Here is a 15,172-nt window from a genome sequence, read left to right as displayed (position 1 = left end):
CTTTGTATTTTCATGCCGCTTTCCTCCAATTACAAAAGGTTGAATGCCCGGTAGTAGTGTCCGTCCAGAAACTTTCCAAACAATCCGAGGTCTTGCCCGTTGAACGATCCCGGATAAAACATCACAATAGGGATGTCCTCAAAGAGATGCTGCATACTGTCCAGCATTTTATGAGAGCGCATAAACGGGAAGATTTTTCCCACGCCGGTCAGGAAGAGAACATCACCGTACTCATGCGGCTCATACTTCATGTATTCCAGAAGTGCCTCCGGCGTTGCGATCTTTTGAAGCTGCTTGAGAAGGTATTCCTTTCCGCGCTTTTCTTCCAGCCCGTCCACGGATTTCAGAACACGCTTGTCCTCCAAGAGTCTCAGGAAAATCTCGTAGAGGTCACATTCCTTAATGTGGTATGGCGTTCCGCTCTCCGCTTTCAGCCGGGAAACGAAGTCTCTGACGATCAACTCGTCTGCCGGATCATAGCAGAACACATGAATGCCAACCTCGTTGCTCAAGCCTTCGTTTTTCAGAAAACTTGGTTCGGAAATACGTCCTCTGATTTTATCTAACTCTTGCTTGATGTCACTCATGCCAGAGCCTCCTATCTAAAGCAGTTAAAAGCCACGAGTGCTTCGAGATCATTATTTCTGCGAATGCCTTCTTCCAACTCTTCGCAGAGGAACAGCGGATTGAGCCGCGTCGATTTGAAGGTGTCAAGGATCTCAACCTCAACTAAAATCTTCGTCAGCACTTGCTTGATCTTATTGACCGTTGACTCGCTCCATCCGGCAATATCGTCGTTCTGCTCCTGCAAGTGGGAGAAGAAGACATTCAGGTCTTTCCGCGAAAACTCGAAGTCCTGACTCCGGAACTTTTCTCCGATCACGCCGACCATGAAGTCCCAGACAATGCGGTTGTAGCGCATCATGGCATAGAGGTTGATCTGCTTTGCGATCTCAGCCGGAGCCGATGATAATTCCTGCCGGAGCTGTTCATCGTCTAATGCGTCCAGCCGCTTGTAGCAGCTTCGCGCCATGCGGGCAACAAGCCGCTCGGTCGGGTATTGAAACAGATTGTTCTCTTTGATTTCTTCGATAGCGTCCTCTACGGATGTCCCATCGAGGTAATATTTCGATGCAATGCGGATTTCATAGAAGAGGAACTGTTCCGCCGTGATCGTCCCATTATAGATTAAGGATCTTTCCATGCGTTTCTCCATCTGAACTTGTTTTCCAAGCTCGCTGTTATTGTATCATATTAGCTGTCCCATAAAGCGGACTCTTACTTGCTTTCGTCCACAAACTCCACAATGTCACCGATATTGCAGTCGAGGCAAATGCAGATTTTGCGCAGAGCTTCCATTGACACATCTTCGCCTTTTCTGAGTTTGGTCATCGTGCTGGACGAAAGCCCTGATGCTTTATGAAGATCACCCTTGCTCATTTCCTTGTCAACGAGCAGCTTCCACAATTTTTTGTAGCTTGCTTTCATGCTTTTCACCTCAGCAAAGTATGTATAATAAACCTAATTTATATTGTAGCACAAGCCGGGCTTCTATTCAATACAGTCTCTTATACTTCGGGTGAATATGACCGTTTTGCAGGAATTGTTCAGCATTTAAGCGCAAGGCAAAAACAGTTGAACCTCCGTGCAGTCAGAGCTACAATGCCAACACCTCATAGCGAGGGCAAAGTGAACGGAGGTCAGACAATGAATTATAGGGCAAACCCGTTTCAGGATTATGAATTGATCACCATTGATGAAGGAAGATTATGCCTGACCCAACCTGCGGGTTATCCTCGCTTTGAGTACCAATCGAAAAATATTCATGATAAAATTATGATGAAAGTCAACAGCGTTTTACTCGCAGAGCGCAGACACTTTCCCTTACTTCTGGTGCGCTTTCCCTTAAAACGCAGTTCGTATTAAGGGAAAGTTTCTATTCTTTGTCTATAGCGATGCAAATTCTGCGCCGCCTATCCCTGCATAAAGGGCTTGCTTAACCACCTCATCAGAGGTACAATGCGGCAAACCGGGGGGCCGGATTACCTGCCCGCGGCACTCCGGCAGACTATGAAAAACCGCTTTCTGTCCCCTGTCACGAGGGTGTTCAGAAAGCGGTTTTTGACCACATGTTTGACTACAGACAGCCGTGGAGTGTGCGGAAACAGTGGAGCCAAGAGTTGCGAAGAGCGTCAATAATAAAGCAAAAACGGCTATAAAGCGTCGGAAAAAGTAGAAAAATTTTTATTCAAAAGTTTGGGATGTGGAAGCCGCGCGTTCGAGTCGCGCCACTCGGACCAACTAAGGTTGCTGAAAAAGATGCAACCCCTGAAACCCTTGCTGCGGCAAGGGTTTCAGCCGTCTTAGAGGGAAAAATCGAGCACCAGCCGAGATGGAGATGCAAAAGGCCATTTTCGTGATGTGGTGTGATTCGAACCTCTGAGCAAAGAGAAAACAGCGAGAGAAGCCCCCGCTGGTAGTTCAAATCGAACTGCCAACGGGGGCTTCTCTCTTTTTATTACGTAGCTGTTTCAGTTGGTGGTATTACTTGCTTTGTCCTTGGTTCCTTGGTGGTCTTGGTAATAGCTTTCTGCCATGGTTTTGGATATACTTGCGTTGCAAAACGAGGAAAGGAGAGCAGACCATGGCAGACAAGAAAAACCTATGCGCTCAAATCGACATCGCCCTGCACAACCGGGTAACAGAAGAAAAAGACCGCCTGGAGATGACTACCAGCCAGTACATCGCAGCACTGCTCACTGAATACTACAAGATGAAAGATGAGAATGGAGGAATCAACATGACAGGCAGCAGAACGATGGCATTCCAGATTCCCGAGGAACTCTTCCAGCGCATCAAGACCCACCTGGCCAGAGAAACGGCTCGGACCGGCGTAAAGCTCACCCAGCGGGACTTCGTCCTGGGCCTGATCGAACAGGCGCTGGCGGAAGCCGAAGCCAGCCTGGCCCCACAGGAGGCCCCTGAGAGCACCGAGGAAGCCCCGGAGGACAGTGGAGCCGCCGGTACCACCCCAGACGCCAGCGAGGCCAGTGCGGAGGCGGAGAGAGACACAGCGGACATCGAACAATAACACAAGGAGTCAAAGCAAGGGGCCGGAGAACACATCTCAAGCGGATGTGTCCTCCGGCCCCTTTTTTGTTTTTTCGAGAAGGAGGTGACATGATGCAAACAGCAGAAAGGACGCGCTTTACAGAGGCTGAAATGGCCACTGTCCGAGACACGGACCTTCCGGATCTGTTGATCTCCCTGGGCTACCAGGTGAAGCGGATCGGCAGGTACTACACCACGCAGGAGATGGATAGCATCCGGATCAAGGACAGACGTACCTGGTTCCGCTACTCAGAGGGCATCGGCGGAGATGCCATCACATTCCTCCAGCGGTTCTATAACAAAAGTTTCCCGGAGGCCGTGGAGTACCTGCTGACCTGGCATGGCCGCGCCCGTGACTCTCCCCCGGTGAGCACTCCGCGGCAGACCAAGGAAAAGGTCCCCTTTACCCTCCCACCTGCCAACGTGGATCACCGCAGGGTGTTTGCCTATCTCCGCAAGCGTGGGATCGCACCCCAAGTGATCCGGGGCTTTGTGGAGGCTGGATTGCTGTACGAGGACGCCCAACATCACAACTGTGTCTTTGTTGGCCGGGACCAATCAGGAGCGCCGGTATTTGCCAATCAACGAGGAACCTATGATTGGAACGGCAGCAGCTTTAAGGGGGATGTCCCAGGCAGCAATAAGGACATCGCATTTCGTCTTCACTGCAGCAAGAAGCATGATGCAGTTTTGTCTTTGAGGCCCCAATCGACCTGATGAGCTTCTGCACCCTGCACCGGAAAGTAACCTCCAACGCAGTGGCGCTGTGCGGGCTGTACGAAGGAGGACTGCGGACCTATTTGCGAGACAACCCACACATACGCCGGATTATTCTGTGCCTGGATAACGATGAACATGGTTGGCAGGCAGCCCAAAAACTCCGAGAAATGTTCTGCGTAGAGGGCTATGAGGTGTCTCAACAACTTCCGCCACAGGGAAAGGATTGGAATGAGTATCTGCTGCAACGAAATGTGCTCCGGGAAAGGGGGTGACAATTTCCAAAAGAAGAAATGACAATATGATTTCCGGCAAATCAAAAGAAAAATTGTTGTAGGAGGAATCCAGTATGAAACGCATTTTGACCACAATGTGCGCCCTGACCCTGCTCCTGGCGGCATCTGTCCCTGCTCTGGCCGCCGAACCGGAGCAAAGTGCCAGTTACTACCCCACATCGGTGGAGGAGTATATGGAGGGAGACAGCCCCAGGATCAAGAAAGTGTACCAGCTGTCCCTGGCAGATGACCCCTCCCAGATTCCCACCGAGGATTTTGAGCGGGATGGCCGCCTCTATTATCTGCTGGACATGACGCGGAAGGACGAGGTTGGGGTGGACATTCAGACCATCACCCAGACCAAAACTCTGGCCAGTGAGACCAACAATATGGAGAAGATCCTCCAGAGTCTGGAACCGCAGCTGGAGGTAACCACAGAGGACGGTTATACCGGCACTCTGACACTGGATCATACCACGGTTAAGGTAGCGGCAGACGGTTATGCTACCCGGACAAAGGATCTCTCCGCCACCCGCACCTATCCCAATCTCTCGGAAGCGGATGTATCTTTGATTCCAAAGAGCATTGAGGACAATGGGAAAAGCCTGACTCTGGCAGACGTCCAGTGGGCCGAGACCAGTGAAGCCGGGGCGGATGGGGCCGTCACCCGTTATACCGCCACTGCCAAATATACCGGCACTACCAGCAGCACCTATGCTACTGGCTACACTGTTACGGCAGACTATACCGGCCAAATTTCCAAAACCAACTGCTCTGTGTTGACCTATACCGCCATTTTCGGCAGCATGGAGGTTCCCGAGGAGCAGACAGACTCGGCCCCCACAGATACCCCTTCCAGCGAAAGCTCAAACGGGGCCATGGCAGATATCGACATCAAACAGCCCCTCCTGATTGGCGGCGCGATTCTCTTGCTGACTGCAGGTGGGGTTTTCCTGTTCAAGCGGTATAAAGGAAGGAGCTGATTTAACTGAAGCTGAGAGCACTTCTGCTGGCCACAATGCTATGCGCCCTGTGCGTGGGACAGGCCAGCGCCCTGGAATATACCATGGAGGCCCCGGACGATTACCTATTCGGCAGACCTACCAGCGATGACACCATCTACAAATGGGAAGATCCCAATGTAGACCGGAGTAAGAACACCGCCCTGATCCCGCCTGGATTTGGCACACCTACCAGTTATCTCCCCGGCAGCGGCGACCCTCTGACGCCCAATCTCATCCCCGGTGCTCTGGATGGCGGCGGGCTGGTGTCCCAGACAGGGAGCGTCAACTACCCTGTGATCGACACAGGAAATGGGGGCAGTTCTGGCCAGGACGTCGGCTATACTGCCGTCACCAGCGATCTCTACTACTCCGGCGGACATCTGGGGACGCTCAAGATCCCGGCTATCGGCCTGTCTACCAAGGTCTACGAAGGGACAGACAGCAGCACTCTGTCAAAAGGGGCCGGTCATTTCCCTGGCACCAGCATCTGGGACGGCAACTGCTGCATTGCGGGTCACAACCGCGGGGTCCGGGATGATTTTGGAGACCTGCACACCCTGGAGCCAGGCGATACCATTACCTGGACCACCAAGCTGGGCACACGCACTTATCAGGTGGTCAGTGTAGAAAAGGTATTGGAGACAGATACCAGCGGCACCGCCACTACCAGTGACAACCGTATCACGTTGTTTACCTGTGTGCGGGATCAGCGGGCATACCGCTGGTGCGTCCGGGCCGTAGAACTTTAAGCGCAGAGCGTTTTCTCTCAACACAAGGAAACGCACTGCGCTTTTTTCTTTGCTTCTTCTGAATCTTAACTAAATCATGTTTAGAAAGAGGTGATGAGCAACGTATGTTCAACACCTCTTTCCGCCCATTTTGAAGGAGGCGCTATGAAAAAACTGCTATCCCTGTTTTTGGCCTGTATCCTGCTGCTTGGCATCCTACCCACATCGGTCTTTGCCGCAGACAGTGTGGAAGAAGCCCTGGGCGAGGTCAACATCTACAATGGAGACTATGAACTGGGCTACCTCTCTATCAACGGAGCAGTCAAAAAGCAGACATACACCTACTTTTTGTACGAATCCAATGATGGAACAACAAAGGAGTCCCCAGCCTACTGCGTCAACCCCACCACCCCCGGCGTCCCGCAGAGCGTAGGCCCTGGTGAGAGCATCAAGTACCTGGCCGAGGAAAAGGCCAGCGACCCCAAAGTGGTGGGTATCATCTCCAACGGCTACCCTCACCGCAGCCTGGGGGAGCTAAACCTGGACAACAAATATCAGGCATATTACGCCACCAAAATGGCCCTTTGGTGCTACCTGCTCCCAAACTGGAATATCGCCAATCTGAAGGTAGCCCCCGGCCTGACCGGCTCTGAACTGGACATTGGCAATCGCATCCTAGCCGCTGCCAAGGACATTTATAAGCGGGGTACGACCTACAACTATATGCTCTCTCCCCGGATGACCGTCACAGCGGACAAGTCTACGGCCTACCCCGTGACCATCGACGGCCAGGCATACTTGCAACAGGTATTTACTGTCTGGAGCGAGACCTGGGTGTACGACTATGATGTGACCGTATCGTTCTCTGATCCCGGCAGTGTTCCGGATGGCACAAAGATCGTGGATGCCAACAACAACGAGATCCCCGCCGTTACCACCCAGCCCACCTCGGATGGCTACGCGGGCACATTCAAGGTGCTCTATCCCGCCAGCAGTGTGGAGGGACAGTCCGGTAATGTGCAGCTCTCCCTTTCCGCACCGGTAGCCCAGTACTGGACAAATACAACTGTACAGAGGAAGATGCAAAGCAGCTCTGCCAGCGGGCAGGGCTGCTTTCGCCTGTCTACACATTTACAACCCGCGGGGGCTGTTGGTTCTGCCCTAACGCCAAAAGAAAAGAACTGCGCCATCTCTATGACTACCACTCGAACCTGTGGGAACGGATGTTGGAGCTGCAGGCCTTACCCAACAAGGTGAGCGAGAAATTCAATCGCAGCGAGACCTTCTCCGACATTGACGCGGAGTTCCGTCTGGAAGATGCGCAGGAGAGTCTGTTCCAAAATGCTGCATAAAAAAGGAGATGAGAACAACGAGCAATCAGAAATATGAAATCACGGAGATCTCGCACGAAAAGTATCCCTTTCTTCATCGTATCCGGGCACTCCGGGATGTGAGTGCGGAGGTCAAAGCCGGTGATTTAGGTGGCTTCGTGGAGAGCGAGAGCAACCTTTCCTTTGAGCCGGACGATACCGCATGGATTTTTGACGATGCCATTGCCTGCAATGACGCCTATGTTGACAAGGGGGCTGTTCTGCGCGGAGAGGCGGTCGTCTGCGACAACGCTTATATCTCTATGGGCGCTGTCCTTTCCGGTCATGCGCGGGCAGAGGACAATGCCTATATACGCGGCGCTGTGCTCAGCGCCTCTGCCAGGGCCTCCGGTTTTTCCATGATCCTCAATGACAAAGATACCATGGGTGTTCCCATTCTGTCTGGCCACTGCGCGGTCTATGGCAAAGTATCCGGGGATGTGCGTCTGACAGGCAGCGCATTGGTGATCAGCGGTGAGGAGATCCGCAATGATACACTGGATACTCTGGTGATCAGCGGGAAAAACCGTTCTGTGATCCGGGATTCGTCCCGAGACGAACTGGCTCCTCAACAGCCAGTTCCTTCTCCTCCAAAGAAACAGAAAGGCTGTGAGATAAGCAGATGAGCAACTTTTTTGAGCAGGAACTCCGCAAACTGTTTGCGGACGGGTCTGTGATCCATGATCCGGTCTTTGTAGGCCGCGCCTGCCTGGGTGGCTTGGACAGAAATCGTCAGGTGAGGGCTGAATTTGTTACACTGGGCCATGCGGATCATTATGCGGCTCTCCGCCTGACGCTGCTGGACAGCAATCAGGGTGTGGTGGACAAGCTGACTCTTCGGTTCAAGGATGTATGGGGAAAACAGAAAATCCCCAACAACCCCTACCTGCGGGATGGCGTTGATCCGCATATTTGGGTAGATGGTGACCGGATCGATTGGTATGCCTACCATCCCTCCCAGGAGGACTACCGGCAGCTCCGGCAAATGGCCAGCGACTATGTGGAGACCTTCCGTATTCAAGTCCCGGCGAAGGATCATGGCCCCAAATTGGTGTACATTTGTGCGCCCCTTCGAGGCGAGGTAGAGAAAAACATTGAGTTTGCCAGACAGAAAGCCCAGGAAGTCTTTCAGGCGGGCGACATCCCGGCCTGCCCCCATCTCATGTTCCCGCCCATCGCAGATCCGGGCGATCCGGTGCAGGATCAGGCCGCACGGGAGATGGGCCTGCGGCTGGTAGAAAAGTGCCAGCAGGTCAATGTCTATGGACCGGTCACGGAAGGGATGTGGGCGGAGATCCATCGCGCCAATAAACTGGATATCCCAGTGGTAACCGATTTGAAAACGAAGGGACGTACTTCGCCCAGAAGAAAGAAAAGCGCCAAGCGCGAGGAGGTCAAATGATCCGAGAAAAGACCACGGAGGACTTGCGGCACATGACCGATGAGGAGGGGCTGATCCTCCAGGGCTGCGGCGGCGACCTTCAGGAATGGGTGGACGGAATCAATGATCTGCTCACCCAGGAAGGAATCCTGCTGAATGGCACCAAATTTGAACATGCGGCCACATTCCAGCACGACGGCCTCACAAACCTGCTGTTCTCTTTTGAGGGGGTACAGCTGAATGTGGGAAAGCTTGCGGTGTGGCGGATTCAGACACACAGCCAGTTTGGCAGCACTTGGCTGTCCGACTATGTGCCCAATCGGCTGGGTGGTTTCCCGGATCAGCCGAACCAGCAGGAGCGAGCAAAACCGTACTGTTCGCTGATTGAACAAGACGGTAACATCTTCAACCTGATGGGGGCAGCGTCCAGAACGCTCCGGGAGCATGGCATGGGTGACCAAGCCAAAGAGATGTGCGACCGCATCACCGGAGGGAATTGCCACAGTTACCATGAGGCGCTGTGTATCATCAGCGAATATGTGGAGACGGATCTGCCCGCGCTCCAAAATCAATCCAAAGGAAAGAAGGAGAAACATGCCTATGAGCGATAACATCACTGCGATCCGTCCCAGTTGGGAGATCATCCACGGCGACGCACTGAAGGTCCTGCGCGAGTTCGACCCTAATACCTTTGATGCGGTTATCACCGATCCCCCCTATGCCTCCGGGGGCCGGACCCAGGCGGAGAAAAACAAGTCCACCGACAAGAAATATTCCAGCATGGGGGAAAGCGCGCCCCCTCCCTTTGACGGCGACTCCAAGGATCAGCGTTCCTGGACCCGCTGGGCCGCTGAATGGCTCTATGACGCCCGCAAGGTCTGTAAACCCGGTGCCCCTGTGTGCATGTTCATCGATTGGCGGCAGCTCCCTGCAGCCACAGATGCGCTCCAGTGGGCGGGGTGGATCTGGCGCGGTACAGCTGTCTGGGACAAAGGCAACAGCCGTCCCAAGAAGGGCCGCTTCCGCCAGCAGGCTGAGTACATTGTCTGGGGCTCCAACGGGGATATGCCCATCAGTAGACCTGTCCCTTGTCTGCCCGGCGTATTCAAGTATGGCAATCCCCAGAACCGCATCCACCTGACGGAAAAGCCCTTGCAGCTCATGCGGGATGTGGTGAAGATCACGGAGTCGGGCGGTCGTATCCTGGACCCCTTTGCCGGTTCCGGCAGCACAGTGCTGGCCGCCGTGCTGGAGGGCTACTCCGCCACCGGCATCGAGGTCACCGACGCCTACGCCGCTCTGTCCAGAGAACGGATTGCACGGGAGCTGGCCCAGAGTGCGTGACGGTCTTCTGTCTGCAGCTCCCAGTTCAAGGAAGGTGTTGATTTCAAGGAAAATTGAAATTTTTCGTCTTTTTGACGGGAACATAGTTAGATAAGAAAAGAAGCCCTATCCAATTTAGGATAAGGCTCCTTTGATTCTCAATCAATTCTGATGAATCGCAGTCCTCTTAGCTCTAAGCGTTGACGCTACTTTATTTCAAAATTTGCATAATAGGTTTCCTTATCATAATCTCCAGAACTACGGACGTCCATAAATTGCTTGACGATACGATATGGCCCTTCCGGTAGGTTGCCGTATAACCAATCCCAAGATAACACAATTTCGCAATCTGTATCCATTTCTACCATATAGATTTCTTCTGTCCACTCTACATCAGCCTCAGTAACATAAGGTACATCTTCCCAGGTATCCCCATTTAGAGACTGGATTTTATACGCTGGCCCATACCACAACTCTCCGGACGGACTGCCGCTAGACTGGGAAATTACCAGTGTGGCACCAGCGGAAGCAACATTTTTCACAGAGAGACTTAATCCCCAATCGTTTGCCTCTAAATCACCATACTGAACGAGAATGCTGTTTATCATTCTCATTTCTTCATTGGTGACGGTCATACTTCGCTGGTTCTTGTTATCATTGAATGTACCACAGGTAGAATGGTAGTCATATACTTCACCGTCCGCTGTTGTAATCACGCAATTACTTGCACACTTTGTCACATCATTGATCCAATTACCGCTATTTAATATATCAGAAATTGTTGATATATCCTTTTGTGAGAGTTCTCCTATTTTCTCAACTGTATGCCCTATTTTGACTGTCCACGCATTGTTGCCGCTGTCGTTAATCGCGTCATCAGGTGTTTTTGTTGCCACAGTATTATTGACATTTGAAGTGTTACCTGCTGAAGCTGCAGGCTTATCTGACTGTCCATTATTCATACATCCTGCAAGAACGAACAGTGTTATTAATGTCAAGGTCAGTGTTATTAACTTTTTCATGTCTATACCTCCAATCTAAGATGTGTTTCTATTGATGTAGACGCAAAATAATTCAATATGTTCCATTTTTATTGCCATAAAATATGAAAAGGCTTTCTGCAAGGTATTATTATCAGCTTGCGACCAGCTGCCTATGTATTACACCCTATCTGGAAGCATGTGCTTGGTGTCCAGCATCAGCGGCCGTCGTAAAAGACTTTTCCAAGTAACCGGGTAGTAGAACTGCTCGGAGGGGTAGGTATATATCAACTCAACTTTCTGATTGATAGTTAAATCTTACAAGAAAGAGAATCAGCCATGAGCTTTAGGAAAATACCTGCTGCTCATGGCTGCTTTCAAGTTAGGGACTGCTATTTAGTGAAACCGACGGACTTTTTTCCATCAACACTTAGCTTGAACAGGGATGTCTGCAGATTGCCCTTGATAACACCCCAACAGGCGGGTATAATGAAACAGCAGGAGGAGGTGCGTGCATGAAAGTTGAGTTCACTTTTGATAAGGAGCAGATCCAGCAGTACGGATATACTGTGGATGCGGTGAAGCAGACGATTCTCAGAGGCTTTGTCGCAAAGGGCCTGCGCTGTACCTCCGCCAATGTGCCGATGACTTTTACAGACAGCGGACACAAAGAAGATTTCTCTAATATGTGGGCCATTTTGATGGCGTTGCTTCGGACAGATTGGTTTCCCAAGTTTGCGGCTTCCTGCACTTGGTATGATGATGACGGTACACAGGAAGATGTGTTGTCTCAGGCAGGGAAAGTGTCTGGATGCTGCGGGGTACCACAGTAGGAAAATAAAAAAGCCGTTTTATGCATACCTTGATACGATTCCAGAAATCTCTGACTGTCTGAAATGGAGGTGAACATGGCATGGAGCAGGAATACATGCTGCGTCTATATGATATGGATCTGCTGTCTTTCTCCCTGGCGGAGCAGGGCATCGAAGGTCTGAAGGCCAAGCTGCTGTGGACCAATGAGGAACACAGGCAGCTCCTGCCCCTGGACATGGAGCTGTCTGATGCCGGTGTGTTGAAATGGCTCCAGAAGCGGGTCATCCCCAAGAATAGAGCCTATGTAGCGGAAATTTTGAAAACCTTCGGCCTGAGCATCAATGATACCAAAGGGATCATCGACGTGTGCAAGGGGCTGTCCCTCAACGACAGCTACTGGGTAGTGCCTGGAGACTTCTCTGGAACCTTCGCACAGTATAATCTGTATGAGAATCGCTTCTCCGAGATCCTCTCTCTGGTGGCTTACACCGGCATCGGACAAAGTGACGCCGCCTTTACCACCTCGCCGGAACTGACGACCAACGGGATGCTGCCCAAGGCATGGCGCTTCATAGATGGCAAGGGGATCTACCTGTACAAAGGGGGAACCTTCGGTGCGGCAAACACCGGAAACGAGCCATACAGTGAGTTTTACGCCAGTCAGGTGGCCCAGGCCATGGGCCTGAACGCAGTGCCCTACGAGCTGGAGAACTGGAAGGGCATCCTTGCCTCCCGCTGCAAACTGTTCACCGATATTGACACATCTTATATCCCCATTGGCCGTATTGTGCGGGAGGGTGGTCTGAAAGCCTGCCTGGGCTACTATGAGAAGCTGGGACCGGAGACGTATGAACATATCAAGAGTATGCTGGTGTTCGACGCTGTGATCTACAATGAGGATCGACACTTCGGTAACTTTGGTGTCCTGCGGGATAATCACAGCGGAGTGGTGATCGGAGCGGCTCCGATTTTTGACAATGGTCTGTCCCTATTCAACTTCGCTATGCCAGACGATTTCAAGGATTTGGACAGCTACGCCAGAACCAGAGGGACCCCCTATGGCATCAGCTTTGAAACTGTGTGCCAGGAGGTAATGGGGCCGGTTCAGATGCGGCAGCTTCGCAAGCTGATTGGCTTTACATTCCAAAGGCATCCTAGACTGAACCTGCCCGATGACCGGCTGAGGGCGATTGAACGGCACTTGCAAAAACGTGTGCGGCAGCTTTTGGAGCTGACACCGGAACGAAGGATGCAGCCAGGAAGGAAAGTTGCGGAGCCAGAGCGTTGATGACGCAGGAGAGTGTGTCCGGGCGGATACGCTCTCCTGCTTTTAGCACCCTCACTGTCTACAGAACGGGGTTTTATTAGCGTATCATTAGGGTGTCGTTTTTTCAATAAACTGTCTACATTATTGGGTACATTATATATAGCTACAATCCGGGCAGGGTGTCACATAAGACACCCTGCCCGGATTTTTTGACATTCAGGGTGCTAACATAGACACCCTTGTGTGGAGATGATCATGCCAGAGGAATATTGAGCATTCCAGCCCACAATAAGCGTCGCCGCTCTGGTCCAGAGCGGTGATTTTTCTTTTTCGAGGAGTTGGCAGGCTCTGCCTGCCCGGATCATAATCCACCTACCGCATGAGAAAAGGCCCCGCTTCGGCGGGGCCGAGCCAACGCCGCCTGGGGCGGCGTTGGGCAAGCATAGCGCAAATGTACATTTTGCGCGCTTGCAGGGGAAACCCCTGACCCCAATGCCGCCTGCGGGCGGAAGGTTTGCGGCAGAGCCGCAGAAAGGAGGCACGCTTGGGGCTCCCAAAAGAAAAACACCATCTGCACATTGAGCTGACGGCGGAGCAGTATCAGCAGCTCTGTCGTCAGGCCAAACTCTGCGGGCTGTGTAAACGGGCTTATATCGTCCGGCTCATCGACGGGACTCCGATCCGGGCCAGACCCTCCCAGGAAATCAAGGACCTCCGCACGGAGATCCATCACATTGGCAATAACATCAACCAGATCGCCCGCAGCGTCAATGCCGGTATCGCCACGGCAGAGGATGCCAGGCGTGGACTGTTCCTGCTGGATAAAGTCTATGAGTTGATGTACCAGGTGGCCAATCCGTAATGGCCGTCACCAAGATCCTGGCTCGGAAAGGTCGGTTGGATATCGGGATCGACTATATCCTGAATGGCGATAAGACGGAGCAGAAGATCCTCACTGCCCATCAGGGCTGTGAGCCAGGCCGGGAGTGCCGTCAGATGCTGGAGACGAAACGGGACACCGAAAACATGGGGGGCGTCCAGTATTACCATATTGTCCAGTCCTTCAAGCCCGGTGAAATCTCTCCCGAGCTGGCTCTGGAAATTGCCAAGACTTTCGCTGCGGAGCATCTGAACGGTTACGAGGCAGTAATTGCCACCCATGTGGATCGGGGGCATATCCACTCGCACATTGTGTTCAACTCCGTAAACGCAGACACCGGCGAGAAATATCATAGCAACGCCAGAAGCTATTACTGCCAGATCCGGGCCATCTCAGACCGGCTGTGCCGGGAGCACGGCCTCTCCGTGATCCTATCCGGAGAGACCTCCAAATCCATGAGCTATGTAGAGTGGCTACGTCAATCCAAGGGTCAACCCACCTTCCGCTCCATGCTGGAGGCGGATCTCCGGGAGTCCATTGAGGACGCCAATGACCTGGGACACTTCTTCCTGCTCATGGAGCACAAGGGCTACGAGATCCGCCACGGAAACCGTCTGGGATTCCGTCTGCGGGGGCAGGAGCGGTTTCAGTATCCAGACAGAAAAAATGCTGCCTTCACAGAGGACGGTATCCGTGCCGCCATCCTGGGCAATTTGGAGGAAATCGAGACAGGTCAACGGGCCGCTTTTGTGGACAGACCCATGTTTCGTCCCTACCGCAGACACCCCAAATACACGGGCTTTTTGGCCCTGTACGTTCACTATCTCTACCTGTTGGGAAAAATCGAACAGCGACAGTATCCCCCCAGGATGACGCCGCACCTGCGGCAGGAAGTCATGAAATTTGAGCAGTACCGGACACAGTTCGCTTTCCTGCGAGAGAACAACATTTCCACCACTGACGAAATGACCGCCTATCAAAGCCGCACAGAGGAAACGCTGGCCAATCTGATGAAGCAGCGCACCATCCTCAATGTGCACAAAAAGAAGCAGCAGGCGCTGTACGACGCCTTGGCGGATGTGGAGGCCCTGGCACCGGCCAAGGCACTCTATGAGAACGGGCTGTCCGGCATGGAAGATGAGTTTGCCCGCTACATGGAGGCCGTGCGTCTGCTGGAGCGGTGCGGCGTCCCATCAGAGCATCTGACGCAAGAAAGAGATGAGCAAAACAGTTGGAAAGAGCGGCCCGCAAACAGGCAAATGGGAATCGAAAGAGATTAGGGCATCTCAAGGGTGCAAAAACCATAGCGCGGTAAACCCCGCG

The 15,172-nt window shown here is 52.6% G+C and carries 18 protein-coding genes and 1 pseudogene; 15 read left to right on the top strand and 4 right to left on the bottom strand.

Going from position 1 to position 15,172, the window contains the following annotated elements:
* Positions 1 to 29: 29 nt before the first annotated feature.
* The 3 genes from ACTNBK_RS10615 to ACTNBK_RS10605 all read right to left on the bottom strand — a co-directional run bounded on the left by ACTNBK_RS10615 (position 30) and on the right by ACTNBK_RS10605 (position 1,488).
* Positions 30 to 587 (bottom strand): DUF1788 domain-containing protein, encoded by a 558-nt coding sequence (locus ACTNBK_RS10615; protein ID WP_441145944.1) that lies wholly within the window; start codon positions 585 to 587, stop codon positions 30 to 32.
* Positions 588 to 598: 11 nt separating this feature from the next.
* Positions 599 to 1,216 carry a DUF1819 family protein gene (locus ACTNBK_RS10610; RefSeq protein WP_441145942.1) on the bottom strand — a complete coding sequence of 206 codons (618 nt, stop codon included), beginning with the start codon at positions 1,214 to 1,216 and terminating at the stop codon, positions 599 to 601.
* 62 nt (positions 1,217 to 1,278) lie between these two features.
* Complete coding sequence (locus ACTNBK_RS10605) at positions 1,279 to 1,488, bottom strand: helix-turn-helix domain-containing protein (protein ID WP_441145941.1); 210 nt, start codon at positions 1,486 to 1,488, stop codon at positions 1,279 to 1,281.
* Between ACTNBK_RS10605 and ACTNBK_RS10600 the strand changes: the two genes are divergently transcribed.
* From ACTNBK_RS10600 to ACTNBK_RS10550, 11 genes and pseudogenes are all read left to right on the top strand, one after another.
* Positions 1,420 to 1,926 (top strand): hypothetical protein, encoded by a 507-nt coding sequence (locus ACTNBK_RS10600; RefSeq protein WP_441145981.1) that lies wholly within the window; start codon positions 1,420 to 1,422, stop codon positions 1,924 to 1,926. The two genes, ACTNBK_RS10605 and ACTNBK_RS10600, sit on opposite strands and share 69 nt — an antisense overlap.
* 718 nt (positions 1,927 to 2,644) lie before the next feature.
* Positions 2,645 to 3,091 carry a translation initiation factor 2 gene (locus tag ACTNBK_RS10595; protein WP_441145939.1) on the top strand — a complete coding sequence of 149 codons (447 nt, stop codon included), beginning with the start codon at positions 2,645 to 2,647 and terminating at the stop codon, positions 3,089 to 3,091.
* 92 nt (positions 3,092 to 3,183) lie between these two features.
* Positions 3,184 to 3,828, top strand: coding sequence for a DUF3991 domain-containing protein (locus ACTNBK_RS10590; RefSeq protein ID WP_441145937.1), 645 nt, complete (start codon positions 3,184 to 3,186; stop codon positions 3,826 to 3,828).
* The gene (locus ACTNBK_RS10585) at positions 3,828 to 4,103 is read left to right on the top strand and encodes a toprim domain-containing protein (protein WP_441145935.1); all 276 of its coding nucleotides are present in this window, start codon (positions 3,828 to 3,830) and stop codon (positions 4,101 to 4,103) included. The genes ACTNBK_RS10590 and ACTNBK_RS10585 overlap by 1 nt, the downstream gene beginning before the upstream one ends.
* Before the next feature lie 74 nt (positions 4,104 to 4,177).
* The gene (locus ACTNBK_RS10580) at positions 4,178 to 5,086 is read left to right on the top strand and encodes a hypothetical protein (RefSeq protein WP_441145933.1); all 909 of its coding nucleotides are present in this window, start codon (positions 4,178 to 4,180) and stop codon (positions 5,084 to 5,086) included.
* A 35-nt stretch (positions 5,087 to 5,121) separates the two neighbouring features.
* Entirely contained in the window at positions 5,122 to 5,856 is a 735-nt protein-coding gene (locus ACTNBK_RS10575; protein WP_441145931.1) for a class D sortase, read from the top strand.
* 144 nt (positions 5,857 to 6,000) lie between these two features.
* Positions 6,001 to 6,888 (top strand): annotated as a pseudogene (locus ACTNBK_RS10570) (thioester domain-containing protein); the annotation flags it as partial.
* A 307-nt stretch (positions 6,889 to 7,195) separates the two neighbouring features.
* Entirely contained in the window at positions 7,196 to 7,831 is a 636-nt protein-coding gene (locus ACTNBK_RS10565; RefSeq protein WP_302668358.1) for a hypothetical protein, read from the top strand.
* On the top strand, positions 7,828 to 8,607 hold the full coding sequence (locus ACTNBK_RS10560) for a DUF7768 domain-containing protein (protein WP_302668357.1): 780 nt from the start codon (positions 7,828 to 7,830) through the stop codon (positions 8,605 to 8,607). Before ACTNBK_RS10565 ends, ACTNBK_RS10560 begins: the two co-directional genes overlap by 4 nt.
* Positions 8,604 to 9,197, top strand: a complete 594-nt coding sequence (locus tag ACTNBK_RS10555; protein ID WP_441145929.1) for a hypothetical protein — start codon at positions 8,604 to 8,606, stop codon at positions 9,195 to 9,197. The genes ACTNBK_RS10560 and ACTNBK_RS10555 overlap by 4 nt, the downstream gene beginning before the upstream one ends.
* Complete coding sequence (locus ACTNBK_RS10550) at positions 9,187 to 9,930, top strand: DNA-methyltransferase (RefSeq protein ID WP_441145927.1); 744 nt, start codon at positions 9,187 to 9,189, stop codon at positions 9,928 to 9,930. The genes ACTNBK_RS10555 and ACTNBK_RS10550 overlap by 11 nt, the downstream gene beginning before the upstream one ends.
* Positions 9,931 to 10,115: 185 nt before the next feature.
* On the opposite strand, the gene ACTNBK_RS10545 is transcribed toward ACTNBK_RS10550, so the two are convergent.
* A complete protein-coding gene (locus ACTNBK_RS10545) occupies positions 10,116 to 10,931 on the bottom strand; it encodes an immunoglobulin-like domain-containing protein (RefSeq protein ID WP_441145925.1) in 816 nt (271 codons plus the stop codon).
* Positions 10,932 to 11,404: 473 nt separating this feature from the next.
* Here ACTNBK_RS10545 and ACTNBK_RS10540 point away from each other — a divergent pair, with 473 nt between their 5' ends.
* The 4 genes from ACTNBK_RS10540 (at position 11,405) to ACTNBK_RS10525 (ending at position 15,129) form a co-directional block, all read left to right on the top strand.
* Complete coding sequence (locus tag ACTNBK_RS10540; RefSeq protein WP_441145923.1) at positions 11,405 to 11,722, top strand: hypothetical protein; 318 nt, start codon at positions 11,405 to 11,407, stop codon at positions 11,720 to 11,722.
* A gap of 80 nt (positions 11,723 to 11,802) precedes the next feature.
* On the top strand, positions 11,803 to 12,990 hold the full coding sequence (locus tag ACTNBK_RS10535; protein ID WP_441145922.1) for an XRE family transcriptional regulator: 1,188 nt from the start codon (positions 11,803 to 11,805) through the stop codon (positions 12,988 to 12,990).
* A gap of 523 nt (positions 12,991 to 13,513) precedes the next feature.
* Complete coding sequence (locus tag ACTNBK_RS10530) at positions 13,514 to 13,831, top strand: plasmid mobilization protein (RefSeq protein ID WP_087378833.1); 318 nt, start codon at positions 13,514 to 13,516, stop codon at positions 13,829 to 13,831.
* Positions 13,831 to 15,129, top strand: coding sequence for a relaxase/mobilization nuclease domain-containing protein (locus ACTNBK_RS10525; protein WP_441145919.1), 1,299 nt, complete (start codon positions 13,831 to 13,833; stop codon positions 15,127 to 15,129). The genes ACTNBK_RS10530 and ACTNBK_RS10525 overlap by 1 nt, the downstream gene beginning before the upstream one ends.
* The last annotated feature ends 43 nt before the right edge of the window (positions 15,130 to 15,172 follow it).

The sequence above is a fragment of the Intestinimonas sp. HCP28S3_D6 genome (assembly GCF_052065695.1).
Classification (GTDB): Bacteria; Bacillota; Clostridia; order Oscillospirales; family Oscillospiraceae; genus Intestinimonas.
Note: the sequence above shows the minus strand (reverse complement) of the source record. Positions and strands in the feature narration are given on the sequence as shown.